Genomic DNA, 23,426 nt, shown 5'->3' with positions numbered 1-23,426 from the left:
TTTTTCGCGGGCAAGCCCGCTCCTACAGGGATTGGACTAGACCTTTAGATTTGAGCCAGACAGAATCTCCCGCAACCCACTCAGCTCCAGATCCGATAAACCCGCCTCTACCGGCGCATCCCCAGCTCCGCATCGTCCATCAATGCCTTGGCCAATGCGCTCAGGTAATACGAAGCCCAGACCAGTTGCGGGTTCTCATCCATCACTGCGCTCAAGGTCATGTCGCGCACGTACCCCATCAACTCCGAAGCCTGCTCGCGTGCACGCTCGCACGGGATGCCCGGCTCGATGCAGAACAGCGGCTGGGTCAGACCCTTGCCTTGGTAGAACCGAGTCTTGCCAACGGTGGTGTTCGGTGTGGTGTCGCTTGTATCCATCCCTTCATCTCCCGAAAACCGCTTAGTGAGCTGTCTGCGGCTCTGCCGGCATCTGAATCTGTATCAAAGCCGACTCCAGCAAAATCCTTAGCGCTTCCATTTCATGAATGGCAGCCATTACCAGGAGCGAGACGGGGGACTTGGGTTGGAGGAGGACCGCTTGATGGGCCACGGTTTGTGCGCAGAGTGCGTACTCGGTGGCTTGGATGATGGTGTCTTCGAGAGAGTGGTTGTTGTGAGGTGGGTCGGGGACGATCTTTAACATAGCTATTTACCTTCATGTGCGGCCACCTACCTGCTGTCAAACAGAAGGGTGGCAGCTGTACGTGGGTTGACAGACCGGCGGAAATAGCAAAGTTCCGGCGCACGCGAGCGTGCCCGCACGTACAGCCGCCATCAAGGTTTGGCCATATGCTATTTACCGTCACAGCCTGTCAAAGCTGTGTCGTTGATGTGCAACGACGCGCCGAGACTAGAGCGCTGCCCCAGGAGCCGCAACGGAAAAAAGGCGCCGGGAGTATCTTTGGGAAATGGACTACAGGAAAGGCGTATTTTCTGATTTTCGAAGGATGCGATACGCATAGGCGACGCCAGGAATACCAGGCACCTACGCCACCCCCTTGTAGGAGCGGGCTTGCCCGCGAACACCGGCATAGCCGGTGCCATCCACCGCGGTGTTGCCATCGCGGGACCAGCCCGCTCCTACAGGATCTCCCTGCTCCTGCACTCAACGATCAGCGCGCACCTTTGCTCCCGACATTCGACACCCACTCCTCACTGCGGCTATGCCCGCTGGTGCGCAGCAGCCCCAGGTCCAGCGCATTCTCACCATCCGCCGCGCCCTTGCTCTTGGACAGTTCCGCAATGGCCGTACCCATGTCGACCGGCGAGTTGGAGAAGTCCACCGAGACATTGCGCTGGTAGTCGCGACCCGTGAGCGTTTCGCGGCTGACCGACTGGGCCTGCAGATCGACGTCACCAGCGCTCGACTGGATCCGTGCCCCGACCAGACGCGCCTGGCCACCGACCTTCAATTCGACGCCTTCATTGCCCTTGAGCGTGGCCTGGTGAGCGACGGTGTCGCGCTGGGTGTGGGACACCTCGACTTTCACGGTCGGCGACAGCTTCGGGTCCACCTTGCTCAGCGTCGGGCCAACCTTCTCGGTGACCTTGCCTGCCGCTGGGCCGGAGAGGGCTCCGGCAGCATCGAGATAACCCTGGGGATTCTTCTCGTGGCTCAGACGGGCGTCGGCCTTGACGACCAGTGTGTCGACGCGATCCTTGCGGCTGGCCAGCAGCAGGTCGCCACCGATGTCGCCGCGGATCCGGTCGGCGTCCAGGCTTGCGCCCTCGATGCGGGTGTCACCTTGGCTTGCCAGCTCGATGCGGTCAGCGCGCAAGGTGCTGGCATTCCAGGTCTGGTTGTCGCGCTTGTCGAGATTGACCTGCACCCGCCCGTGCAGGCCGCGGATATCCTTGTCCGGGGTTTCGCCGCGGTTGAGCCTGAAACCGGCACCGGCAGTGATCTCCAGGTTGTCGCGCTGCTCCTTGTCGGACGAGGCTTCGACCAGCATGCCACCCTTGCTGGCCTCCAGCTTGATCTGCGCGGCCGAGGCTTGCAGGCCCTGGAGATGCAGGGCGATATCGTCGCGTGCACGGCTACTGATCTGCAGGGTGCCTTGGGTGTCGAAGCGGGCATCGACTGCCTGGCTGGCCTTCTCGTTGAGCTTGCCATTGGCGAAGTGACCACCCAGTGCGCCGCCTTTGCCCGTGCCGAACTTGGCTGCCAGCTCGAGCCCGCCGCCGAGGTTGTGGCCGCTGGCCTGCTGGCTGTCGTGGGCCGCCTTGACCTGCAACAGCCCGGCGCTGTCCAGTTCGATGCCGCCAGTCGGTGCTTCGCGGCTGCCGATGCGAGTGCCTTCGAGGATAAGGTCGGCGCCGCTGCTGAGCAGCACCTTGCCCTTGGCGTCGATCTGGCCGACCTGGGCCTTGCTTTCCTGGCGCTGGAGCTCGGTCAGGTCAAGGTAGCCGCGACCCTCGACACCGGTACTGCCGGGGCGGTTGCCCACCTTGGCCCAGGCATTGCCGTCGGTCTGGCGCTGGTGTTCGGAGCGCTGGTCGTGAGCTGCGCTCAGCAAGAGCTTGCCGTTGCTGGTGATGCTGAGGTCGCCGTTGCCGGCGTTGATGCGCGTACCTTCGTACAGGCCGTCGGCGCCCAGTTGGACCTGGATACCCGTTTGCCCATAGAGGCTGCCGACTCGGGCGTTGCGGGTGCTGTCTTCGCTGTTCGACGAGCCACCTTTAGCGCTGGCGCGCACATTGAGGTCGTTGCCGGTACTGGTGTCGACCCGCATGTCACCGCCAACGGCCAATTGCTCGACGAGGCGCGACTGCTCGTCGACCGCCGCACGTTGATGATGCTGGTTGGCGGTGATCGCCAGCAGGCCCTCATTGGCGCGCCAGGCCGTGCCTTGATCGTCGATGCGCTCGGCTTCGACTTTGACGCTGGCACCGGACAGCTCGCTGACCTGGGCGATACCGCGGCGCTGGTTTTCCAGGCGCTTCAGATGGTCCACGGTCATGTCGCCGCCGACGCTGGGTGCGGCCATCGCGTCCTCGGGCGAGGCCTGCTGGAAGCGCGCGGCTTCCTCGCCGAGTATCAGGCGCTCGATGGGCCGGGTCAGGTCGCGGTATTCGAGGCTGGCACCGAGGGTGCCACGCCAGTTGTCATTGCGCTGCTCGCGTTCGTGCACATCCTGTACCGCTCGGTTCTCGATCTCCTTGGCCTTGACCAGCAACGCCTTGCCAGCGTCGACGCGTGCGGCCTCGGTCACCAACGTCCCTGTGTCGATCTTCACATCGCCACCTGCCTGCAATTCGCTGCGTTGTACCTTGCTGTCGCGCTCACGCACGGTCTCCTTCTGATGATGCCCCTCGAAGAGGCTGCCGATTCGGTCGATGCCGCCGGTCACGACCAGGCTGCCACCGCTGTCGGTGCTCTGGGTGTCTGTCTGGTGGTCGTTGTGGGTGGCGCCGAGTGTGATCCGTTGCCCTTGCAACGCGAGGTCGCCAGTAGTGGCGGTGACTTTCGAGCCATTGACCTGCAGGTGTGCACCGCTTTGCAGTTCGACCGAGCCGCCCTTGAGCTCGCTGCCCACCTGTTCGGTCACGCGTTGCTGGCTGTGTGTGCTGACGACCGCATAGCCGACTCCAGCCTCGTACTGGCGAGATCCGGGCTTGTCGTCCTTGGCGTTGGCGGTCTGGCGGGCGCTGGCGGTGAGTGAGCGTTGTTGCGTGTCGGTCTTGCTGTCGCTGCGTGCCTGCGCACTCTCGACGATGAGGTCGCCCTTGGCTTCGATCTTGAGCTGCCGACCGGCCTCGACCTTGGCGCCCTGGATGCGCAACTCTTCGGCGCTGGCCAGGCGCAGGTCGCTTTTCGAACTGACGTCGCTTGCCAGCACCTTCTCCTGGTTGGCGCTGTGGCTGCGGTCGTGGCCGATCAGGCCGAACAGCTTGCTGTCGCTCTGTTTGTCGGTGGTGCTGGAGCGGCTGTGGTCGGCTTCGATCACCAGTTTGCCCTTGTCACCGTAGAGCACCGATTCGCCTTCGCTGGCGATGGTGCTGCCCTTGACCCTGACCTGTCCGGCGGTGACGTTCAGGTTGGCGCCCGAGGTGATCACACTGCCGGCGACCTGCTGGGCGGTATTGTCCTTGCCTTCGCGGTCGCCGAAGAAGCTGCCGGAAACCAGGTCGCCCCGGTAGTCGCGTTGTGTGCCGCGTGCCTCCAGGGCCGTGGTGGCGATGTCGACCTGGCTTGCCGACAGCGCCATGTCGCCCTCGCTGTGCATCCGGCTGCCCTGGACCTTGAGTGCCTCACCAGCCTTGGCGATCAGCTCGCCCCCCTGCAGGTCGCTGGGTTTGGCGGTCTGCTGGTACTGGTCGCTGTCGCTGTCACCCCGCCACAGGTGCTTGCGATGGCGTACCTGCTCTTCGACACGTCGGCTCTGCTTGCCGGCTTCGATGCTCAGGTTGGTCGCGCTGTCGAGGTTGAGTTCGCCGCCGGCCTTGAGGGTGGCCGCTACCAGTTGCATGTCGTCGCCGGACTTCAGCGCCAGGCGGTCATCGGCTTGCAAGTGCGTGCCGGTGAGCGTGCGCTCGGTCTCGGTGGTGTTGCGTTCGTAGGTCTCGGTGGTGACGAACAGCCACTTCTTGTCCCATGACTTACGGTCACGTTCGATGTTTTCCCGGGCTGTGGTATCCAGCGTGAGTTTCTGGCCCGCATTGACGTTGATCGATTTGCCCTCGCCCGTGACGGCCTGCAGCCTCAGGTCGCCGCTGGCGCTGAGGTCGAGGTCGCCCTTGCGGCTGCGCAGCGCGGCGTTGCGCGTGCTGTCGTCACCGATGTGCAGCCCGCCGGCCGACTGGACCTGGATGCCATCGTACCCGTGCATGTCGATGGCGCCGATTCGCACGCCCGCGCCCTCGGCCGTGCTGACCACGCGGATGCGGCCGGCGTACATGGCGCCGAACAGGCTGGCATCGATGCTCGCCGGGGTGCCTGGCAGGTGTTCGAGGACCTGGCCGTTGCTGGCGTCGATGCGGTTGCGTCCGGCAATCAACTGCAGGTCGTCGCGGGTCTTGAGCGTACCCTTGCTGTCGATGCGCGGGGCGATCAGTTCGAGGGCGCCGCCATCGTTGCTCTGGCCACCGTCGAGCACGCTGAGGGTGCCATGGGCGTTGCGTGAGTCGAGCAGGCGCACGCGGCCGTCCTCGAGCTGCACATCACCGACCAGGAAACCGGCGCGGGTAGTGTTGATGAAGCTGCCACCATTGAGGGTGATGCCATTGCTGTTGGCGAGGATGTAGTCGGCGGGGCGGCCGAAGATTTCCTGTGGGCCTTCGATCAGCGAGGCGTTGCGGCTGATCACTTCGTTGAGGATGGTCGAGGCAGCCTGCCCCTGGAACTGCGGGTTGGCGGCCAGGGCGCCTGCCAGTTGCGACTGGCCGGCCTGCAGGGCGTTGTTGAGCACCGCACCCGCCTGGCCGATGTTGTAGTTCAGGAACTGGTTGTGCGACAAGCCGCTGGCGTTGGGTGCGACGATCTCGATGACCGGCACGCCATGGGCGTCGTTGATCAGCGGGGTGCCGCCCGGTCCAGGAGCCGGTTGCAGGCTGCCTTGGGCGAGCAGGGCCGGTGAGGCGGCTGCCAGTGTGAGAAATATGCTCCAGCGCAGGGCGTCGGGGGTGGTCGCTTTGCGGGGCTTTTTATCGTTCACGGGGTTGTCTCTCTTGTTGTGGGTGAATCAGATCTTCAAGGTCCATTCGAACACCCAGAAGCCAGGCTCCAGGGTGCTGCGTGATCGGTCGCTGGCACTCAGCGCGCGCTGGTAGTCCAGGCGCAGGCGATTGCCCGGCGTGCCCAGTACCACGCCGAGCACGGCCCCGCTCAGGCGTTGCGAGCTGCTGCCGTGATCGAAGCGCGTCCAGCCCAGGTCCAGCCCGAGGTGCGGGCGGATTTCCAGGGGCAGGCTGAGGGGAAGGGTGTGGCTCAAGGTGTTGCGCCACACCGCACCGCTGGCGCCGGAGACGCTGTGCTGGCGAAAGCCGCGCACGGCGAGGTCGTCGGAGAGGGCAAGCTGTTCGATGGCCGGCAGGCGGTCGGGGCTGTATTGCAGGTTCAGTTCGCTCTGCCAGCGCCAGGGCCCCGGGTGCAGGTACAGGAGGTTGGCGCGGTACTTGCGAAAACCAGGCTCGGCGCTCTTGCGGCCAAGCGGTGCGCGGTCGGCACCGAACAGATCCACGCCTTGGGCGACGCCGACATAGGCGTTCCACAGGCCGCCTTCGAGCCAGAGCAGGTTGAGGCCCGCCTCGAGGGTGGTGAGTGTCGGGCTCTGCTGGGCGATCTTAAGCGGGCCGAGCCAGTTGCCCACGCGTTTGTGGTCAAGGCGCAGGCTGGCGTTGAGCATGCCCTGCTGGTTGCGCCACAGCATGCGGTCGGCACTCAGCCCTCGCAGGCTGCTGCTGCCCCGGCTGCTGAGGCGGTTGCCGGGTAGCGGTGCGCGGTAGCTGAGCTGGCTGGCGTTCAGGGCGAAGGTCCAGGGGCCGTAGGGAACGCTGTAGTAGAGGCTGGCCCCCTGGCTGCGCCCCGGTGCCTGGAAGACACTGGAGTTCAATGACAGGCGCAGGTCGTCGTTCAGCCCCAGCGGGCTGTCCAGGCCGAGGCTCAGGTTCAGGCGATGGCGGCCGGTGAGTGCGCTGCCGCGGTTGTCGAGGCGGCTGTCCAGATGCCAGCGCGAACCGATCCGGCGTGGTTCGAGTTGTATCCGCGTACCGCCGGGTACGTCGCCGGGCAACAGGTTGGCGCCCAGGTCATAGGCGCGCAGTCGGTTCAGTTGATCGAGCCCTTGCTCCAGGTCGGGCAGGTACAGTGGATGGCCGAGCATGTCGGGAAAGGCACCGGCCAGCGACAGCGGCAGCGCAGTATCCAACTCGATACTCTCGACGAAGCCTTCGACGATGACGATGTCGAGGGGGGCGCCAGCCTTGGGGGGATGTCTCAGATAAGGGCGGCTTGCCGGATACCCCGCCCTTACGTAGCCTTCGGTGATTGCCAGGAGCAGTCGGTTGATGGCGTGCGCAGTCATGCACGAGTGCAGCAGCGGGCGCAGGCTCTGTTCGAGCGTGGCGTTGGTGATGCGCACGTTGCCGCTCAGGCGCAGGCCGCTGACCGGCCAGCATTGGGCTGAAGGGGTTGCCGATGGTGCCGGCTGCCCTGATCCTTGCGGGGCAGGGCGGCGCTGCCAGTGCTCCAGCCGCTGCTGTTGCTGCAATTGCTGAAGCTCGCGTTGCTGGTCGCGTAGCTGCTCGCTGGCGGTATCGGCTGCAAGGGCAACCGAGCTGGTCAGCAGCGCGAGCAATGCACTGATGATTGAAAGGCAGATAGCCGGAAACGGGGTGTTCGCCATCGAAGAATTCCGCAGAGGTCGTACGGTTCAAGTACTCGTTTGCGTGGATTCTAAAAATTCGAACAGTCGTTTGGATGCGATACATTGCCTGTATGGGTATCAGGCAAATAACCTTTTTGAGTCGGGATATTCTGAGGACTTGCTGAAAATGTAGGACGCGCCGTCAGCCTGCGCCGTCTTTCTCAGGCGCGGGCGGGCTTCACGCTGGGGAAGTGGGAACTGCAAGGGTGAGCCCGAGGGCTCAGGGGCGAATCTCGATCATGGTCCCGTCCTTGACCATGCTCCACACTTCACGCATGTCGTCGTTGCGCATGGCGATGCAGCCTTCGGTCCAGTCGAGGGTGTGGAAGTACCACTCCGGGTATTCTTCGTTGATCGGTGTGCCGTGGATCATGATCATGCTGCCGGCATTGACCCCTTCGCGGCGCGCCTTGGCGGCGTCGCTGATGTTTGGGTAGGAGATGTGCATGGCCAGGTTGTAGCGGTCGCTGACCTTGCGCCAGTCGAGCCAGTAGAAGCCTTCAGGGGTGCGCTTGTCGCCTTCGCGCTCCTTGGCGCCCTTGGGTTGTTTGCCCAGTGAGATGCGGTAGGTCTTGAGTGGCTCGCCGCGGCTGATCAATTGCAGGCGCCGCTCTGACTTGAGCACCAGCACCTTGTCGATCTGCGGCTGGCTGCTGCTTTGCACAGGCCTGGCCTGGGGCTGCGTGCCCTGCGACGTGGTCGCGGGCAGGGGCTTGCGAATGATGGTCTCGGTGAACGCCGCCTGGGACACCGATGCAACGCACAAGCAGAAGAGGGCAAGCAACCAGCGCATGAAACGTATCCTGAAATAGCTAGGTGGACGACGAAACGTTCATCGGCGGCAGGTATTCATGGCCTATGGGGTACTGCTGCCCGATGCGGTCGCGATAATAGCATTCTAGTGTCCGCGTGACGGTGCGGAAAGCCAGTTCGTTCCAGGGTATTTCATGCTCTTCGAACAACCGCACTTCCAGGCTCTCGACACCGACGTCGAAGTCCAGGTCGGCGAGCTCTGCGCGGAAGAACACGTGCACCTGGTTGATGTGCGGCAGGTCGAACAACTGGTAGAGGGTGGTTGGGCCGACGCGTGCGCAGGCTTCCTCGACGGTCTCGCGACGAGCGGCCTGGTCAAGGGTTTCGCCGTTCTCCATAAAGCCGGCGGGCAGGGTCCAGAAGCCGCGGCGGGGCTCGATGGCGCGGCGACACAGCAACACCTGGCTGCCCCAGATCGGCAAGACGCCTGCGACGATGTTGGGGTTCTGGTAGTGGATGGTCTGGCAGGAGGGGCAGACGTACCGCAGGCGGCTGTCGCCCTCGGGAATCTGCTGAATGACCGGTTGGCCGCACGCGCTGCAGAATTTCATGCTTTTATTCCTGTGTGAGCGGCTATCTTGGCGCGGCCGACGGGGTTGTCGCAAGCCGTCGGGGCTTGGGTGCCTCGCGGCTTTGGTGCATCATGCAAGGCAGGCCTTGGAATCGAGAGTGCGTAATGCTGGACGAGCTTCTTCGCCGAATGAGCAACCATACCCCTGCGTCACTGGAGGCGGATCGCCGTTTTCCCGAGGCGGCGGTGCTGCTGCCCATTACCCGTAGCGAAGAGCCCGAGCTGGTGCTCACTCTGCGTGCCAAGGGGCTTTCCACCCATGGTGGCGAGGTGGCCTTTCCCGGAGGGCGCCGCGATCCGGAGGACCCGGACCTGGTGTTCACCGCCCTGCGCGAAGCCGAGGAGGAAATCGGCCTGCCGCCGGGGTTGGTCGAGGTGATCGGCCCCCTGAGCCCGCTGATTTCGTTGCACGGGCTGAAGGTAACGCCGTTCGTCGGGCTGATTCCGGATTACGTCGAGTACCAGCCCAACGATGCCGAAATCGCCGCGGTCTTCAACGTCCCTCTGTCGTTTTTTCGCCAGGACCCACGCGACCACACCCATCGCATCGACTACCAGGGGCGCAGTTGGTACGTGCCCAGCTACCGTTATGGCGACTACAAGATCTGGGGGCTGTCGGCGATCATGATCGTCGAGCTGGTCAACGTGCTGTTCGACGCCGGTATCAGCCTGCACCAGCCGCCAGAGCGCTTTATCCAGAACTGAGCGGGGTTCACCCGCCGACTGCGTTCAACCGTGAGGAACACGACATGAAATACCGCTTGGGCGACCTGCGGGTCGAAGCCCATCCCAGCAGTTGGGCTGCCCCCACTGCCACCTTGATCGGCAAGGTGCGCCTGCAGGCCCGGGCCAGTGTTTGGTTCGGCGCCGTGCTGCGCGGCGACATCGAGCTGATCGACATCGGCGAGGACAGCAATGTCCAGGACGGTACCGTCATGCACACCGACATGGGGTCGCCGCTGACCCTGGGCAAGGGCGTGACCATTGGCCACAACGCCATGCTGCATGGCTGCAGCGTCGGCGACTACAGCCTGGTCGGCATCAATGCGGTCATCCTCAACGGTGCGCGGATCGGCAAGCACTGCATCATCGGCGCCAATGCGCTGATCCCGGAAGGCAAGGAGATTCCCGACGGTTCGCTGGTGATGGGCTCGCCGGGCAAGGTGGTGCGCGAGCTGACCGAGCAGCAGAAGCGCATGCTCGAAGCCAGCGCCGCGCACTATGTGCACAACGCCGAGCGCTATGCGCGGGAGCTGGTGGTCGATGAAGACTGACGAGCGGCCGGTCGCCTCGCCGTGCGTGAACGTCTGTGCGCTGGATGAGCAGGACATCTGCATCGGTTGCCAGCGTACGGTGCAGGAGATCACCCGGTGGGCACGGATGGACAATGACGAGCGCCGGGCGGTGATCAAGCTGTGCCATGAGCGGGCCGTGGCGGCGGGGTTGGTGATCGGTTGAGCTAGCGGCGGTTTGCCGCTGCGACTTGTCCCACGATGGGGCTGGCGCTAATCTGTCGGGCTTGCCCCTCGAATCTCCGGATCATGTTCTACCTCATCGCCTACATCAGCAGCGTGGTGCTCATCAACTACGCCTTCTCCAGCGCTCCGCACCTGGACGTGATCTGGTCCGCCTGGGGCGGGCTGGTGTTCATCCTGCGTGACATGGTGCAGACCCGTTACGGGCATGGCGCACTGATCGCGATGCTGGCGGCGCTGGTGCTGTCCTACGCGACTTCGGAGCCGGCCATCGCCCTGGCCAGCGCTACGGCGTTCTTCGTGTCCGAACTGATTGACTGGCTGGTGTTCAGCGTCACTCGCAGACCCCTGCGTGACCGCCTGTGGCTGAGCTCGGCGCTGAGCATCCCGGTGGACACCTTCATCTTCTTCGGCATGATCGGTGCACTGACGCCTGCCGTGATCGGCACAGCGATGGCCTCGAAGTTTGCTGGTGTGACGGCGGTCTGGCTGATCATGGCGTGGCGGGCGCGACGCGCGCTGGCGGTGGGTTGATCCGCGCCCGATTGATGTAGAATACCGGTCCTTTTTCAGCGGGCAGCACCAGCCGGCGCGCCCCGGACGCCTTCGAGGACCTGAAATGACCCGTATCGGAACCCCATTGTCGCCGACCGCGACCCGCGTACTGCTGTGTGGCTGCGGCGAGCTGGGCAAGGAAGTGGTGATCGAGCTGCAGCGCCTGGGCGTCGAGGTGATCGCCGTGGACCGTTACGCCAACGCGCCTGCCATGCAGGTCGCGCACCGCAGCCATGTGATCAACATGCTCGACGGCGTCGCCCTGCGTGCGGTGATCGAGGCTGAAAAACCGCACTACATCGTGCCGGAAATCGAGGCCATCGCCACCGCCACGCTGGTCGAGCTGGAGAACGAAGGTTTCAACGTGGTGCCGACCGCCCGCGCCACTCAGCTGACCATGAACCGCGAAGGAATTCGTCGCCTGGCTGCCGAAGAGCTGGAGCTGCCGACCTCGCCCTACCACTTCGCCGACACTTATGAAGACTTCGCCAAGGGCGTGGCCGATGTTGGCTATCCGTGCGTGGTAAAGCCGGTAATGAGCTCGTCGGGCAAGGGCCAGAGCCTGCTGCGCAGTGATGCCGACCTGCAGAAAGCCTGGGACTACGCCCAGGAAGGTGGGCGTGCTGGCAAGGGCCGGGTGATCGTCGAGGGTTTCATTGATTTCGAGTACGAAATCACCCTGCTGACCGTGCGTCATGTGGGCGGCACCACCTTCCTCGCGCCGGTCGGTCACCGTCAGGAGAAGGGCGACTACCAGGAGTCCTGGCAGCCCCAGGCCATGAGCCCGAAGGCGCTGGCTGAGTCGCAGCGTGTGGCTCAGGCGGTCACCGATGCGCTGGGTGGTCGTGGCCTGTTCGGCGTCGAGCTGTTCGTCAAGGGCGACCAGGTGTGGTTCAGCGAAGTGTCGCCACGTCCGCATGACACCGGTCTGGTCACCCTGATTTCCCAGGACCTGTCGCAGTTCGCCCTGCATGCACGTGCGATTCTTGGCCTGCCGATCCCGGTGGTGCGTCAGTTCGGTCCGTCGGCCTCGGCCGTGATCCTGCCCGAAGGCCAGTCGCAGCAGACCAGCTTTGCCAACCTCGGCGCAGCGCTGAGCGAGCCGGACACCGCCATTCGCCTGTTCGGCAAGCCGGAAATCAACGGCACCCGCCGCATGGGTGTGTGCCTGGCCCGCGACGAGTCGGTCGAAGCGGCGCGCGCCAAGGCGACCCGTGCTTCGCAGGCGGTGAAGGTCGAGTTCTGATCTGAGATCGCACGGGGCTGCTGCGCAGCCCATTCGCGGGCAAGCCCGCTCCTACGGATTCCTGCGGGAGCGGGCTTGCCCCAACTGCTCAAAGCTCGGTATGGCGAGTTTCCTTCAGGCACAGCACTGCAATCAGGCTGATCACCGCCGCCACCGATACATATCCCCCCACCCAGCTCAAACCACCCATGCTCACCAGTTGCTGGGCAAAGAACGGTGCCGCCGAGGCGCCGACGATGCCGCCCAGGTTGTAGGCCGCCGAGGCCCCGGTGTAACGCACGTGGGTCGGGAACAGCTCAGGCAGCAGCGCGCCCATCGGGGCGAAGGTCACGCCCATCAGGAACAGTTCGATCGCCAGGAACAGCGCCACGCCGGCAGTGGAACCCGAGGTCAGCAGGGGTTCCATGGTGAAGCCTGAGGCAATCGCCAGCAGCCCACCGACGATCAGCACCGGCTTGCGCCCATAGCGGTCGCTGAGCCAGGCCGACAGCGGCGTAGCCAGGGCCATGAACACCACGGCGAAGCACAGCAGGCCGAGGAAGGTTTCGCGACTGTAGCCGAGTGTGGAGACGCCATAGCTGAGCGAGAACACCGTGGAGATGTAGAACAGTGCGTAGCACACCACCATCGCCGCAGCGCCCAGCAAGGTGGGCATCCAGTACTTGGCGAACAGGTCGACCACCGGCATTTTCACCCGCTCTTGACGGGCCACGGCCTTGGCGAAGACCGGGCTTTCCTCGAGCTTCAGGCGTACGTAAAGGCCCACCAGCACCAATGCAGCGCTGAGCAGGAACGGAATGCGCCAGCCCCATTCACGGAACTGCTCGTCGCTGAGCACCAGTGCCAGGGTCAGGAACAGACCGTTGGCGGCGAGGAAGCCAATCGACGGGCCCAACTGCGGGAACATGCCGAACCAGGCGCGCTTGCCGGGCGGTGCGTTCTCGGTGGCGAGCAGGGCTGCCCCGCCCCATTCGCCGCCCAATCCCAGCCCCTGGCCGAAGCGCAGCACGCAGAGAATGATCGGGGCCCATACGCCGATGCTGTCATAGCCTGGCAGGACACCGATCAGTGTGGTGGACACCCCCATCAGCAGCAACGAGGCGACCAGGGTCGACTTGCGCCCGATGCGATCACCGAAGTGGCCGAACAGGGCCGAGCCCAGCGGTCGGGCGAGGAAGGCGATACCGAAGGTGAGGAAGGCTGCAAGCATCTGCGCGGTGCCTGAGCCGGACGGGAAGAACACCGGACCGATCACCAGCGCCGCAGCCGTGGCGTACACGTAGAAATCGTAGAACTCGATGGCGGTGCCGATGAAGCTGGCGGTGGCGACCCGGGCGGGCGAATTGACCGGGGTCGCCGAGACAGGTTCGGCGTAGGTGTTGCTGGTTGTCATGCGTAGGTCCCTGAACAGTCGTTCGCGCGGCCGATCAGGCGGGCCGCAGCGTATTGTTGTGGTTCGCCAGGCTGACGAGGGCCCCGGGGTGGCAGGGCGCGGACGCTGTTCGGGATAGGACGCAGGGCCGCTGGCACGTCAGTGAGGCGGACTGGCCGTGGGGCGCCGGGTGCGGGTAGCAGGCGGGACGGCAGGGCTGGGTAAGCGTGGCCCGAGTATAGCTATCGGGTTACGGTCCAGACCAGTACCTTGCTGGCGCAATTGTCCTCGGTTTCGAGGATTTCCAGGCGGTAGCGTCCGACTTTCAGGCAAACCGCGCTTGCCGGGATGCTTTCCAGTGCTTCGGTGACCAGGCCGTTGAGGGTTTTCGGGCCGCCGTCGCAGGGCAGGTGCCAGCCCAGGCTGCGGTTGAGCTCGCGCAGCGAGGCGGTGCCTTCGATGATGAAGCGGCCATCGGGCTGGGGATGGATATGGGGGTTGTCCAGGCTCTGCTCGTCCTCGAACTCGCCGACTATTTCTTCAAGGATGTCTTCGAGCGTCACGATCCCCAGCACTTCGCCGTACTCGTCCACGACCACGCCCATGCGCCGCTGCTGCTTGTGGAAGTTCAGCAGTTGCAGTTGCAGTGGAGTGCTTTCCGGGACGAAGTAGGGCTCGTAGCAGGCGGCCTGGAGTTTCTCCAGGGTCAGTTCGGCGCGTGGCAGCAGGTGGCTGATGAGCTTGGTGTTGAGGATCGCTTCGACCTGGTTGATGTCGTTGTGATAGACGGGCAGGCGGGTGTGGCGGCTGAGGATCAGTTGTTCGATGATCTGTTCGATCGGGTCGTCGAGGTTGATGCCATCGACTTCGTTGCGCGGGACCAGGATGTCGTTGACGGTAATCCTGTCCAGCGCTTGCAGGCCCTCGATCAGGCCCTGGCGTGGGGTTTCGTGCGGCTCGTCGTCATCCAGGGCGTCTTCGTCCTGTGGGTGCAGGGCGACGGCGGTAGGCTGCACGCGGAACGGGCGCAGGATCACTTTGGCCATGCCGTCGAGCAGGCAGGCCAGCGGCTGCAGCGCTGCCAGTGGCAGCTTGAGCAGGCTGCCACCGAGGCTGGCGAAGGCGTGCGGGTTGCGTCGTGCCAGGCGCCGCGGCAGGTACTCGGCCAGCACCAGCAGCGTCAGCGTGGCACAGAGCCCGGCCAGCCAGAAGCCATGTTCGCCGCTGTAGCGCTGGCCGATCAGGCAGGCCAGGCCCAGCACCAGCAACTTGCCGAGGCTGGCGCAAAGGACCAGTGCCTGGGCGGGCAGGGTGGGGGCTTCTGTCTCGCTGGAGCGGGCGTGGCCGTTGAGTTGCTGGCGGGCGGCCTCGACCGCACTGAACAGCGCCGACCACAGCAACGCCAGTATCAGGGTGCCGAGCAGCGGGGCGTACGGCAAAGTGTCCATGATTGCCCGTCAGATGTGCAGGATGAATTCGCGGACCAGCTTGCTGCCGAAGTAGGCCAGCATCAGCAGGCAGAAACCCGCCAGGGTCCAGCGGATCGCCTTGTGCCCGCGCCATCCCAGGCGATTGCGCCCCCACAGCAGGACGCTGAACACGATCCAGGCCAGGCACGACAGCGAGGTCTTGTGCACCAGGTGCTGGGCGAACAGGTTCTCGAAGAACAGCCAGCCGGAGATCAGCGACAGCGACAGGAGGATCCAGCCCGCCCAGAGGAAGCCGAACAGCAGGCTTTCCATTGTTTGCAGTGGGGGGAAGTTGCGGATCAGTCCCGAGGGGTGCTTGTGCTTGAGCTGGTGGTCCTGGAGCAACAGCAGCAGGGCCTGGACCACGGCGATGGTGAACAGGCCATAGGCGAGGATCGACAGCAGGATATGCGCCAGGATGCCGGGCTCTTCATTGACCAGCGGCACGGTGCCGGCTGGCGCGAACTGTGCCAGCAGCGCTGTCACTGCACCCAGCGGGAACAGCAGCACCAGCAGGTTCTCCACCGGAATGCTCAGGCAGGCGAGCAGCGTCAGGGCGATCACCGCGGTGGCGATCAGGCTGGCGGCGCTGAAGAAGTCGAGGCTCAGGCCCAGTGGGGTGAGCAACTGGAAGAACAGGGCGCCGGTCTGTGCGACAACGGCAATCACGCCCAACAGGCCGAGCAGGCGTTTGTCGACCTTGGCACCCTGTGCCAGGCGCGAGCCTTGATAGGCGGTCGCAGCAATATAAAGGATGGCCGCGATCAGGTTGGGGATGAGGCTGGGTGAGGAGAGCATAGGTCCTGGTAGGCGAGCCCTAAAGGAGGGGAGTTTGGCATAGAACGCGGTTGCCTAGGAAGACTGCAGGCCGTGTCGGCCTTTTCGCGGGCTCAAGGTTTCATGGAGGCGGCGGTTCGGCGCTGTGACTTGCCAGCGAAAAGGCCGCCGCCGCTGCCGCTCAGCGCCAAGGTGTGCGCCGTCGCCGCTCTCCGTTATAATGCCCGGCTTGCTGTGCCCTGCGCGTGTGGATATCCGCCAGGGCGCCTGAACAACCTCGGCTTTATTGGGCCTGAAAGGATCACCATGTTCGAAAACCTGACCGACCGCCTGTCACAGACGCTGCGCCATGTCACCGGCAAGGCCAAGCTGACCGAAGAGAACATCAAGGACACGTTGCGTGAAGTGCGCATGGCCCTGCTCGAGGCCGACGTCGCCCTGCCGGTGGTCAAGGACTTCGTCAACAGCATCAAGGAGCGCGCGGTCGGCACAGAGGTGTCGCGCAGCCTGACGCCGGGCCAGGCCTTCGTGAAGATCGTCCAGGCCGAACTGGAAAGCCTGATGGGCGCGGCCAACGAAGACCTCGCGCTCAATGCGGCTCCGCCAGCCGTGGTGTTGATGGCGGGCCTGCAGGGCGCCGGTAAGACCACCACCGCCGGCAAGCTGGCGCGCTTCCTTAAAGAGCGCAAGAAAAAGACCGTCATGGTGGTGTCCGCCGACGTCTACCGCCCGGCGGCGATCAAGCAGCTCGAAACCCTGGCCAACGACATCGGCGTGACCTTCTTCCCGTCCGATATCAGCCAGAAGCCGGTCGATATCGCCGAGGCGGCGATTCGCGAAGCCAAGATCAAGTTCATCGACGTGGTCATCCTCGACACCGCCGGCCGTCTGCACATCGACGCCGACATGATGGACGAGATCAAGGCCCTGCACGCGGCGGTCAAGCCGGTCGAGACGCTGTTCGTGGTCGATGCCATGACCGGCCAGGACGCCGCCAATACCGCCAAGGCCTTTGGCGAGGCGCTGCCGCTGACCGGCGTGGTGCTGACCAAGGTCGATGGTGATGCCCGTGGCGGTGCCGCGCTGTCGGTGCGCGCCATCACCGGCAAGCCGATCAAGTTCATCGGTATGGGCGAGAAGACCGAAGCCCTCGAGCCTTTCCACCCTGACCGCATCGCCTCGCGCATCCTCGGCATGGGTGACGTGCTCAGCCTGATCGAGCAGGCCGAGCAGAACATTGACAAGGCCAAGGCCGACAAGCTGGCCAAGAAGCTGAAGAAGGGCAAGGGCTTCGATCTCGAAGACTTCCGCGACCAGTTGCAGCAGATGAAGAACATGGGCGGCCTGGGTGGCCTGATGGACAAGCTGCCCAGCATCGGTGGCGTCAACCTGTCGCAGATGGGCAATGCCCAGGGCGCGGCCGAGAAACAGTTCAAGCAGATGGAGGCGATCATCAACTCCATGACCCCTGCCGAACGTCGCGACCCTGACCTGATCAGCGGTTCGCGCAAGCGCCGTATCGCCTTGGGCTCCGGCACGCAGGTGCAGGATATCGGCCGACTGATCAAGCAGCACAAGCAGATGCAGAAGATGATGAAGAAATTCTCCGCCAAGGGCGGCATGGCCAAGATGATGCGTGGCCTGGGCGGGATGCTGCCGGGCGGCGGCATGCCGAAGCTGTAACTGAATCCGCTTGGTCGCCTTGATTTCAAGGCGGCCAGGCAGACCCCGCCTCGGCGGGAAAGCGCCGCAAAACAGCGGCTTAAGCGGCAGGTCTGGATTGCTTTGCATGGCTCTTGCGAAAAAGCCATTTGCAAATGTCCGTGTATTCCCTGAGAATATGCGGCCTTTTGGGCACCCGTGTGCCTATTTGGCATTCAGATTTGCAGCACTGACTGCAGTACCGACTATAGGAACGATGTTCACATGGTAACCATTCGTCTGGCCCGTGGCGGCTCGAAAAAGCGCCCTTTCTACCACCTGACCGTGACCAACTCGCGTAACGCCCGTGACGGCCGTTTCGTTGAGCGCGTTGGCTTCTTCAACCCGATCGCCTCGGGCGCCGAAGTCAAGCTGTCGGTCAACCAGGAACGCGTCACCTACTGGCTGAGCCAGGGCGCGCAGCCGTCTGAGCGTGTTGCTCAGCTGCTGAAGGACGCTGCCAAGGCTGCTGCCTGAGCAGTATGAACGCGACGCCAGAAAAGGCTGACGACCTCATCGTCGTTGGCAAGATTTTTTCGGTTCACGGCGTTCGCGGCGAGGTGAAGGTGTATTCCTTTACCGATCCGATTGAAAACCTGTTGGATTATCCGCGCTGGACGCTTCGGCACGAAGGCAAGGTAAAGCAGGTCGAGCTGGTCAGCGGTCGTGGCTCCCAGAAGGGCCTGGTCGTGAAACTGAAAGGCCTCGACGATCGCGATGAAGCCCGTCTTCTGAGCGGTTACGAAATCTGCATTGCGCGGAGCCTTTTGCCCAACCTGGCCGCCGACGAGTACTACTGGTACCAGTTGCAGGGCCTGAAGGTCGTCAACCAGGACGAACAACTGTTCGGCAAGGTCGATCACCTGTTGGAGACCGGTGCGAACGATGTAATGGTGGTCAAGCCTTGCGCAGGCAGCCTGGATGATCGCGAGCGTCTGTTGCCCTATACGGAGCAATGCGTGCTGGCAATCGACCTGGAAGCAGGTGTGATGCGAGTCGAATGGGACGCGGATTTCTAGACGATGGGTAACCTTCGCGTAGAAGTCATCACGTTGTTCCCCGAGATGTTCTCGGCCATCACGGAGTACGGCATTACCAGTCGTGCGGTGAAACAGGGGTTGCTGCAAGTGACCTGCTGGAACCCACGGGACTACACCACTGATCGTCACCACACGGTGGATGATCGGCCGTTTGGCGGTGGTCCGGGCATGGTGATGAAGATCAAGCCTCTGGAAGACGCCCTGGCCAGTGCCAGGCAGGCGACCGGAGCATCGGCGAAGGTGATCTACCTCTCGCCACAAGGCCGCAAGCTGACTCAGCAGGCGGTCAAAGGCCTGGCCGAACAGGAATCGTTGATCCTGATCGCCGGTCGTTATGAAGGCATCGACGAGCGTTTTATCGAAGCTCATGTCGATGAGGAGTGGTCGATTGGTGACTATGTACTTTCCGGTGGCGAGCTGCCGGCCATGGTACTGATCGATGCGGTTACGCGGCTGCTGCCCGGAGCTTTAGGGCATGTGGACTCGGCGGAGGAAGACTCCTTCACCGATGGTCTGCTGGATTGCCCGCACTACACCCGACCTGAGGTGTATGCGGATCAGCGTGTACCCGACGTGTTGCTAAGTGGCAACCATGCACACATCCGGCGTTGGAGAATGAAGCAGTCCCTTGGTAGGACCTTCGAACGACGCGCCGATCTTCTGGAAAGTCGCTCGCTTTCTGGAGAAGAGAAGAAGCTGCTCGAGGAATACCTCCGCGAGCGGGACGATAGTTAACGTATCGATGGTGGATCAAGTTATCCATCTTAGGAGCACAGCATGACCAACAAGATCATCCAGCAGCTCGAAGCCGAGCAGATGAGCAAGGAAATCCCGACCTTCGCACCAGGCGACACCATTGTCGTTCAGGTTAAAGTGAAGGAAGGCGATCGCTCGCGTCTGCAGGCGTTCGAAGGCGTTGTTATCGCCAAGCGTAACCGCGGTCTGAACAGCGCCTTCACCGTGCGCAAAATCTCCAGCGGCGTTGGCGTAGAGCGTACCTTCCAGACCTACAGCCCACAGATCGACAGCCTGGCCGTGAAACGTCGTGGTGACGTGCGTAAAGCCAAGCTGTACTACCTGCGCGACCTGTCCGGCAAAGCCGCTCGCATCAAGGAAAAACTGTCCTGAGTGCAGTTTGACCGGCGGCCTTGGTCGCCTTGCGAGAGAAAAAGCAGCCTTCGGGCTGCTTTTTTGCATTTTGTGGTATTGGTGTTGCCTGCTTCGCGGGTCGCCCCGCTGCCATTCCCTTGCGATTCGAGTACCCCATGACCCCCACCCCAAGAGACCAGGAAATCCAGCGCCGTACCGAGCTGTCGATCACTCGCGTGACCAAGGCCGTATTTCCCAATACCACCAATCACCACAACACCTTGTTTGGCGGCACCGCGCTGGCCTGGATGGATGAGGTGTCGTTCATCGCCGCTACGCGTTTCTGTCGCCTGCCGCTGGTGACCGTGTCCACCGACCGCATCGACTTCAAGCACCCGATCCCGGCGGGCTCGATCGTCGAGCTGGTTGGCAGCGTGATCAAGGTGGGCAATACCAGCTTGCAGGTACAGGTCGATGTGTTCGTCGAGAACATGTACCTCGACGGCCGCGAGCGTGCGATTCATGGGGTGTTCAGCTTTGTTGCCATCGACGAGGACAAGCGACCGGTGCCGGTACTGGCTCAGGCCTGAGTTCTCCAGTGCGGGCCCTTTCGCGGCTAAAGCCGCTCCCACAGGCGCTGCGCGATCCCTGTAGGAGCGGCTTTAGCCGCGAAGCGGCCGGTACAGACAACAATTATGCGGCTGTGAAACACTAAGCCCACTTTCAACACCCAGCAGCCCTCCGAATGCCCGCCCTGGACCACCCCCTGATCGATCAGTTTCTCGATGCCCTCTGGCTGGAAAAAGGCCTGTCCGACAACACCCGCGTTTCCTACCGCAGCGACCTGGCCCTGTTCAATGGCTGGTTGCAGGAGCGTGGCGTCGCGTTGCCTGAAGCTGGCCGCGATTCGATCCTCGACCACCTTGCCTGGCGCTTCGATGAGGGTTACAAGCCGCGCTCCACTGCGCGGTTTCTCTCTGGTGTGCGTGGCTTTTATCGCTATCTGCTGCGGGAGAAACTCATTGGTGTCGATCCGACCTTGCAGGTCGATATGCCGCAGCTGGGTAGGCCTTTGCCCAAATCCCTGTCGGAAGCGGATGTCGAAGCGCTGCTCAAGGCACCCGACCTGGCCGAAGCCATCGGCCAGCGCGACCGAGCCATGCTCGAGGTTCTCTACGCCTGCGGCCTGCGGGTCACCGAGCTGGTGAGCCTGACCCTCGATCAGGTCAACCTGCGCCAGGGTGTACTGCGGGTGATGGGCAAGGGCAGCAAGGAACGTCTGGTGCCGATGGGCGAGGAGGCGGTACTGTGGATCGAGCGCTACGTGCGCGACGGTCGCGGCGAGCTGCTCAACGGTCGCCCCAGCGATGTGCTTTTCCCCAGCCTGCGGGGCGAGGAAATGACCCGCCAGACGTTCTGGCACCGCATCAAGCACCACGCGCGCGTGGCCGGTATCGACAAGCCACTGTCACCGCATACCTTGCGTCACGCCTTTGCCACCCATCTGCTCAACCATGGTGCCGACCTGAGGGTGGTGCAGATGCTGCTGGGGCACAGCGACCTTTCCACCACGCAGATCTACACCCACGTCGCCAAGGCACGTTTGCAGCAGTTGCATGCCCAGCACCATCCGCGTGGATGAATGATTTTCATGTTCCGCCCGGCGGCCATCAGACAGTGATTTCGTCGCGGCCTGATGTGGTAGGCTTGAGCGGTTTGCACCAGGGACTGTCTGGTCGCCGCGATTTTTTCCGCAGGCGACGTCCTCCGGTCCCCGTCCGCCTTCAGGAGTACCCCATGCGCGTGACCCAGATGTTTGCCGCCGCCGCCCTGGCGCTGGCCAGTACCTTTGCCGTCGCTGCGGCCACCGATGTCAACGCCGGTGCCGAGCAAGCCATTCGCAACACACTCAAGACACTGGAACTGGAAGTCCCGATCGAAAGCGTCGCCACCAGCCCGGTCGGCGGGCTCTACGAAGTCAAGCTGCAGGGCGGTCGCGTGCTCTATGCCAGCGCAGATGGCCAGTTCGTCATGCAGGGCTACCTGTACCAGATCCAGGATGGCAAGCCGGTCAACCTGACCGAGAAAACCGAACGCCAGGGCATCGCCAAGCTGATCAATGGTATTCCTGCGACTGAAATGGTGGTTTACCCGGCCAAGGGCGAAACCAAATCGCACATCACCGTGTTCACCGACACGACCTGCCCGTACTGCCACAAGCTGCACGCCGAGGTGCCCGAGCTGAACAAGCGCGGTATCGAGGTGCGCTATGTCGCCTTCCCGCGCCAGGGCCTGGGCTCGCCGGGTGACGAGCAACTGCAGGCTGTCTGGTGCTCCAGTGACCGTCGCGCGGCGATGGACAAGATGGTCGACGGCAAGGAAATCAAGGCGGCCAAGTGCGCCAACCCGGTCAGCAAGCAGTTCCAGCTCGGCCAGTCGATCGGTGTCAACGGCACGCCGGCGATCGTGCTCGAAAGCGGCCAGGTGATCCCGGGCTACCAGCCGGCACCGCAGGTGGCCAAGCTGGCCCTGGCCGGCCAGGCGCAAGCCGCCAAGTAATTCATTCAATACGCCGTCGTCATGGGGTGACGGCATGTTTCACGGTCGGCGCAGGTGCCGGCCGTTCAATGGGGAGTTCACAGTGAAACCGGTCAAAGTAGGCATCTGTGGGTTGGGGACCGTCGGTGGCGGTACCTTCAATGTACTTCAGCGCAACGCCGAGGAGATTGCCCGCCGTGCCGGGCGCGGTATTGAAGTGGCCCAGATTGCCATGCGCTCGCAGAACCCGAACTGCCAGATTACCGGTACCCCCATTACCGCTGATGTGTTCGAAGTCGCGACCAACCCCGAAATCGACATCGTCATCGAGCTGATCGGTGGCTACACCATTGCCCGCGATCTGGTGCTCAAGGCCATCGAGAACGGCAAGCACGTGGTCACCGCCAACAAGGCGCTGATTGCCGTGCACGGCAACGAGATTTTTGCCAAGGCCCGTGAAAAGGGCGTGATCGTGGCCTTCGAGGCGGCGGTTGCCGGCGGCATCCCGGTGATCAAGGCGATCCGCGAAGGCCTGTCGGCCAACCGCATCAACTGGTTGGCCGGGATCATCAACGGCACCGGTAACTTCATCCTCACCGAAATGCGTGAAAAGGGCCGTGCTTTCCCTGACGTGCTGGCCGAAGCCCAGGCGCTGGGCTATGCCGAGGCCGACCCGACCTTCGACGTCGAGGGCATCGATGCTGCGCACAAGCTGACCATTCTGGCCTCCATCGCCTTCGGTATTCCGCTGCAGTTCGACAAGGCCTACACCGAGGGCATCACCCGCCTGACCACTGCTGACGTCAACTACGCCGAAGCCCTGGGCTATCGCATCAAGCACCTGGGTGTGGCCCGCCGCACTGCCGACGGCATCGAGCTGCGCGTGCACCCGACGCTGATCCCGAGCGACCGCCTGATCGCCAACGTCAACGGCGTGATGAACGCGGTGATGGTCAACGGCGACGCTGCTGGCTCGACGCTCTACTACGGCGCCGGTGCCGGCATGGAGCCGACCGCTTCGTCGGTGGTCGCCGACCTGGTCGATGTGGTGCGTGCCATGACCTCCGACCCGGAGAACCGCGTTCCGCACCTGGCCTTCCAGCCGGATTCGCTGTCGGCGCACCCGATCCTGCCGATCGAGGCGTGCGAAAGCGCCTATTACCTGCGGATCCAGGCCAAGGATCACCCAGGCGTGCTGGCCCAGGTCGCCAGCATCCTGTCCGAGCGTGGCATCAACATAGAGTCGATCATGCAGAAGGAAGCCGAAGAACAGGACGGCCTGGTGCCGATGATTCTGCTGACCCACGGCGTGGTCGAGCAGCGTATCAACGATGCCATCGTCGCCCTTGAAGCCCTGCAGGATGTGGTCGGCAACGTCGTGCGTATCCGCGTCGAACAGCTCAATTAATTCAGCGGG

General features: G+C 63.5%; 23 protein-coding genes. 14 read left to right on the top strand and 9 right to left on the bottom strand.

Features of this window, described 5'->3' with window-relative positions; all coding sequences use genetic code 11:
• Positions 1-107 precede the first annotated feature (107 nt).
• From HU729_RS19325 to HU729_RS19305, 6 genes are all read right to left on the bottom strand, one after another.
• The gene (locus HU729_RS19325; RefSeq protein WP_186711277.1) at positions 108-377 is read right to left on the bottom strand and encodes a DUF3077 domain-containing protein; all 270 of its coding nucleotides are present in this window, start codon (positions 375-377) and stop codon (positions 108-110) included.
• Between the two features lie 22 nt (positions 378-399).
• Entirely contained in the window at positions 400-642 is a 243-nt protein-coding gene (locus HU729_RS25885; protein WP_186720666.1) for a hypothetical protein, read from the bottom strand.
• Between the two features lie 469 nt (positions 643-1,111).
• A complete protein-coding gene (locus HU729_RS19320) occupies positions 1,112-5,653 on the bottom strand; it encodes a hemagglutinin repeat-containing protein (protein ID WP_186711276.1) in 4,542 nt (1,513 codons plus the stop codon).
• Positions 5,654-5,680: 27 nt separating this feature from the next.
• A complete protein-coding gene (locus tag HU729_RS19315) occupies positions 5,681-7,342 on the bottom strand; it encodes a ShlB/FhaC/HecB family hemolysin secretion/activation protein (protein WP_186711275.1) in 1,662 nt (553 codons plus the stop codon).
• A gap of 241 nt (positions 7,343-7,583) precedes the next feature.
• Positions 7,584-8,156 carry a L,D-transpeptidase family protein gene (locus HU729_RS19310; protein ID WP_186711274.1) on the bottom strand — a complete coding sequence of 191 codons (573 nt, stop codon included), beginning with the start codon at positions 8,154-8,156 and terminating at the stop codon, positions 7,584-7,586.
• A 19-nt stretch (positions 8,157-8,175) separates the two neighbouring features.
• Positions 8,176-8,727, bottom strand: a complete 552-nt coding sequence (locus HU729_RS19305; RefSeq protein ID WP_186711273.1) for an NUDIX hydrolase — start codon at positions 8,725-8,727, stop codon at positions 8,176-8,178.
• 125 nt (positions 8,728-8,852) lie between these two features.
• Between HU729_RS19305 and HU729_RS19300 the strand changes: the two genes are divergently transcribed.
• The 5 genes from HU729_RS19300 (at position 8,853) to purT (ending at position 12,023) form a co-directional block, all read left to right on the top strand.
• Entirely contained in the window at positions 8,853-9,452 is a 600-nt protein-coding gene (locus HU729_RS19300; protein WP_054894676.1) for a CoA pyrophosphatase, read from the top strand.
• A 44-nt stretch (positions 9,453-9,496) separates the two neighbouring features.
• The gene (locus HU729_RS19295; RefSeq protein WP_186668719.1) at positions 9,497-10,021 is read left to right on the top strand and encodes a gamma carbonic anhydrase family protein; all 525 of its coding nucleotides are present in this window, start codon (positions 9,497-9,499) and stop codon (positions 10,019-10,021) included.
• A complete protein-coding gene (locus HU729_RS19290) occupies positions 10,011-10,205 on the top strand; it encodes a DUF1289 domain-containing protein (protein ID WP_065863172.1) in 195 nt (64 codons plus the stop codon). The genes HU729_RS19295 and HU729_RS19290 overlap by 11 nt, the downstream gene beginning before the upstream one ends.
• An 83-nt stretch (positions 10,206-10,288) precedes the next feature.
• Positions 10,289-10,756, top strand: a complete 468-nt coding sequence (locus tag HU729_RS19285; RefSeq protein ID WP_065863171.1) for a VUT family protein — start codon at positions 10,289-10,291, stop codon at positions 10,754-10,756.
• 85 nt (positions 10,757-10,841) lie between these two features.
• Positions 10,842-12,023 (top strand): formate-dependent phosphoribosylglycinamide formyltransferase, encoded by a 1,182-nt coding sequence (purT, locus tag HU729_RS19280; RefSeq protein ID WP_112897568.1) that lies wholly within the window; start codon positions 10,842-10,844, stop codon positions 12,021-12,023.
• Positions 12,024-12,111: 88 nt separating this feature from the next.
• Here purT and HU729_RS19275 read toward each other — a convergent pair whose 3' ends face one another.
• The 3 genes from HU729_RS19275 to ccsA all read right to left on the bottom strand — a co-directional run bounded on the left by HU729_RS19275 (position 12,112) and on the right by ccsA (position 15,662).
• On the bottom strand, positions 12,112-13,416 hold the full coding sequence (locus tag HU729_RS19275; protein ID WP_186711272.1) for an MFS transporter: 1,305 nt from the start codon (positions 13,414-13,416) through the stop codon (positions 12,112-12,114).
• Between the two features lie 221 nt (positions 13,417-13,637).
• Positions 13,638-14,843, bottom strand: a complete 1,206-nt coding sequence (locus HU729_RS19270) for a transporter associated domain-containing protein (protein ID WP_186668715.1) — start codon at positions 14,841-14,843, stop codon at positions 13,638-13,640.
• A 9-nt stretch (positions 14,844-14,852) separates the two neighbouring features.
• Positions 14,853-15,662 carry a cytochrome c biogenesis protein CcsA gene (gene ccsA / locus HU729_RS19265; protein WP_186668713.1) on the bottom strand — a complete coding sequence of 270 codons (810 nt, stop codon included), beginning with the start codon at positions 15,660-15,662 and terminating at the stop codon, positions 14,853-14,855.
• 285 nt (positions 15,663-15,947) lie between these two features.
• Between ccsA and ffh the strand changes: the two genes are divergently transcribed.
• The 9 genes from ffh to HU729_RS19220 all read left to right on the top strand — a co-directional run bounded on the left by ffh (position 15,948) and on the right by HU729_RS19220 (position 23,417).
• The gene (gene ffh, locus HU729_RS19260) at positions 15,948-17,324 is read left to right on the top strand and encodes a signal recognition particle protein (protein ID WP_063543302.1); all 1,377 of its coding nucleotides are present in this window, start codon (positions 15,948-15,950) and stop codon (positions 17,322-17,324) included.
• Between the two features lie 243 nt (positions 17,325-17,567).
• The gene (gene rpsP, locus HU729_RS19255) at positions 17,568-17,819 is read left to right on the top strand and encodes a 30S ribosomal protein S16 (protein WP_008094480.1); all 252 of its coding nucleotides are present in this window, start codon (positions 17,568-17,570) and stop codon (positions 17,817-17,819) included.
• A 5-nt stretch (positions 17,820-17,824) separates the two neighbouring features.
• Complete coding sequence (gene rimM, locus HU729_RS19250) at positions 17,825-18,361, top strand: ribosome maturation factor RimM (RefSeq protein WP_186711271.1); 537 nt, start codon at positions 17,825-17,827, stop codon at positions 18,359-18,361.
• A 3-nt stretch (positions 18,362-18,364) separates the two neighbouring features.
• Positions 18,365-19,117, top strand: coding sequence for a tRNA (guanosine(37)-N1)-methyltransferase TrmD (gene trmD / locus HU729_RS19245; protein WP_186711270.1), 753 nt, complete (start codon positions 18,365-18,367; stop codon positions 19,115-19,117).
• A gap of 42 nt (positions 19,118-19,159) precedes the next feature.
• A complete protein-coding gene (gene rplS, locus HU729_RS19240) occupies positions 19,160-19,510 on the top strand; it encodes a 50S ribosomal protein L19 (protein WP_023629812.1) in 351 nt (116 codons plus the stop codon).
• Positions 19,511-19,647: 137 nt separating this feature from the next.
• Entirely contained in the window at positions 19,648-20,061 is a 414-nt protein-coding gene (locus tag HU729_RS19235) for an acyl-CoA thioesterase (RefSeq protein ID WP_186711269.1), read from the top strand.
• A gap of 155 nt (positions 20,062-20,216) precedes the next feature.
• Positions 20,217-21,113: a site-specific tyrosine recombinase XerD gene (xerD, locus tag HU729_RS19230; RefSeq protein WP_186668707.1), complete on the top strand. Its 897-nt coding sequence runs from the start codon at positions 20,217-20,219 to the stop codon at positions 21,111-21,113.
• A 155-nt stretch (positions 21,114-21,268) separates the two neighbouring features.
• Positions 21,269-22,030, top strand: a complete 762-nt coding sequence (locus HU729_RS19225) for a DsbC family protein (protein WP_186668705.1) — start codon at positions 21,269-21,271, stop codon at positions 22,028-22,030.
• An 82-nt stretch (positions 22,031-22,112) separates the two neighbouring features.
• Positions 22,113-23,417 (top strand): homoserine dehydrogenase, encoded by a 1,305-nt coding sequence (locus HU729_RS19220; RefSeq protein WP_054895086.1) that lies wholly within the window; start codon positions 22,113-22,115, stop codon positions 23,415-23,417.
• Positions 23,418-23,426: the final 9 nt, after the last annotated feature.

It is taken from the genome of Pseudomonas sp. RW10S2 (assembly GCF_014268985.1).
Lineage (GTDB): Bacteria > Pseudomonadota > Gammaproteobacteria > Pseudomonadales > Pseudomonadaceae > Aquipseudomonas > Aquipseudomonas wayambapalatensis.
The sequence above is the reverse complement of the archived record's forward strand: the minus strand, read 5'-3'. Positions and strand labels throughout refer to the sequence as shown.